The sequence below is a fragment of the Endozoicomonas sp. ONNA1 genome (genome assembly GCF_024606325.1).
In the GTDB taxonomy this organism is placed as follows: Bacteria; Pseudomonadota; Gammaproteobacteria; order Pseudomonadales; family Endozoicomonadaceae; genus Endozoicomonas_A.
In genome coordinates this window covers 1-2315 of sequence record NZ_JAHHPN010000745.1, presented here as the reverse complement: position 1 = coordinate 2315, position 2315 = coordinate 1, and the positions used below count along the sequence as shown (strand labels likewise).

Here is a 2315-nt window from a genome sequence, read left to right as displayed (position 1 = left end):
ACCAGAATGCAAGGATAGAATTATTAAACACTCATTCTTTGCGGCAATGCTGTTACTGCTAATGTCGTTGTCTGTCGCCTGTTCGGCCGGATCGTTGACAAGAACTTTTGTTTTCGAGCTTAAACAGAATCCAGATTCTCTAAAACAACGCGTTTCTATAAAACGTGACTGGCATACGTTGTCGGGAAACCAGTCGAATATTGCTCATATAAACGACTATGAAGGACCAGATTTAGTACTTGATAAAAAACGACACAGACCACTTGGTTATTGTGTAGAAAAGAACATCATTGTGTCGATGTCGTGGCAATGGCTTTACGCTACGAATCTGCTGATTGTTTGCGAACTGATCCTCACCACAGAGGCCCGCCTGAGTGTCACCCCCTATTTCTGGCTTCCTGCAGAAGTGGTTGTCACTGTCGGTTGGCTTTTAAAAAACCATTGTAACCCCAATACGCGGCTATTTAACCCGATTGAGCAACAGGCGAATCAGGGTCACCCGCTTGCAACCATCATTACGGTGTTTGGCTCCGGAAATAACCCGCCACAATACCCGTCGTCAGAATCATCCAGCCAGCAGGCCCCGCAAGCAGCAACCCACCCGCCTGTAAGCTCTTTCATTAGCCTTTTAAATAATGACTGTAGCGGAGGTAACGGAGGCGGCCATCAGCAACACCTGCACACTTTAGGTTTAAATTGTTTTGCCTATCCCTGCCATGGCTTTTGTCGATTCCGCCCCTCATCCAATAGCACTGAGCCCACTGAATGGCCCCTGAATAGCCTGAAAAGCTCATGCCCCCACTTGGCTGCTGGACACTGCTTAAGTTGCATGGGGCATTTTGGTTCCGAAAATGTTATGGGGTCCCGACAAAACCTTATAGATTCAATCCGGAATGCCATTGAGATTGCCGGGTTACTGAATGATGATGAGCCAATGCTCCGGCATTTGTCTTCCATAGCTGATGACTTTGTGGTCATTAATGGATCCTTCGATTTACAGAGTCTTCCCGAAGAAGACGGGACGGCTTTTACGCTCAACGATTCAGAAACACAACAAACAAGCTCTGAGTCATTCCAATTGGATCAGCGGCAATCTCAGCTTTCCCAAACAAGCGCAGCAAAAGCCGAAGCCGACAGTGGTCAAAAAAACTGTGAGGTGACCGTGGTCGGGAAGGATGGCCAGTCAAGGCCATGCGGGAAGCTCTGCAAGCATGCCAGAGCTCTGGTGAATCACAAAAGAAGATATCACACAGGGCAAAAAACCTGTGACGTAACCGTAGTCGGGGAGGATTGCCAGCAGCAGCCATGCGGGAAACTCTGCGAGAATGCTCAATCTCTGTTGGCTCACAAAAGCAAATGCCACGGCAAGCAACAAACTTGTGAAGTGATCCTGGTCGGGGAGGATGGTCAACAGCGGCCATGTGGAAAGCTTTGCAAGAATTCTAAAACCCTGTCGTATCACAGAAGACAAGAACACTCCGGGCAACAAGTCTGCGACGTGATCGTGGTTGGAAAGGATGGCCTGCAGCGACCATGCGGGAAAGTCTGCAAGAGTGCTTCATCTCTAACGACTCACAAAAGCGGTTACCACACCAGAGAAAAAACCTGTGACGTGATCTTGATCGGGGCAGATGGTCAGCAGCGACCATGCGGGAAGCTCTGCAAGAATGCTAAAGCCCTGTCGGATCACAAAAGCAAAAGTCACAGCGGGCAACAAGCCTGTGAAGTGATCGTGGTTGAGGAGGATGGTCAGCAGCGGCCATGCGGGAAGTTCTGCAAGAATGTTGGAGCCCTGTCGAGTCACAAAAGCAAATACCACAGTGGGGAAAAAAACTGTGACGAGATCATAGTCGGGAAGGATGGCCAGAAACTGCCATGCGGGAGGGTCTGCAAAAATGCTCAAGCTCTCCTGGATCACAAAAGAAGACATCGAAAACGCAAGCCTGCTGATTCGATAACAGACAGCTGTATGAAGAGCCGCTGAATTCCCGAGAAAGTTCGACAAGCGGAACAGAACCAAAGTACAGGCAGAGCTCAGATCCATCCTGAGTAATCCAAAATATCGCTCAGTTTCAGATCCGAAATGATCTTTACGCACAATTCACCGGGAGGAGTCCAGACTATTTAAATCAGGTTTAGGCTCGATGAATGCAAGGATAGCCAATGCAGCTCATGCTATATAAATTGATTCGCTGGTTGGATGAGAACGCACTTGGATTTTGGCAGAAAACACGCCCGTATGCTTGACTATCCTTCCTCACTGTAAACCAGAATGCAAGGATAGAATTATTAAACACTCATTCTTTGCGGCAATG

1 protein-coding gene is annotated in these 2315 nt (G+C 48.2%); it reads left to right on the top strand.

From position 1 onward, the window contains the following. Nucleotides 1–1984: hypothetical protein (locus KDK19_RS17830; RefSeq protein WP_257288338.1), on the top strand; the 1984-nt coding region annotated here is incomplete at its 5' end. Nucleotides 1985–2315: the final 331 nt, after the last annotated feature.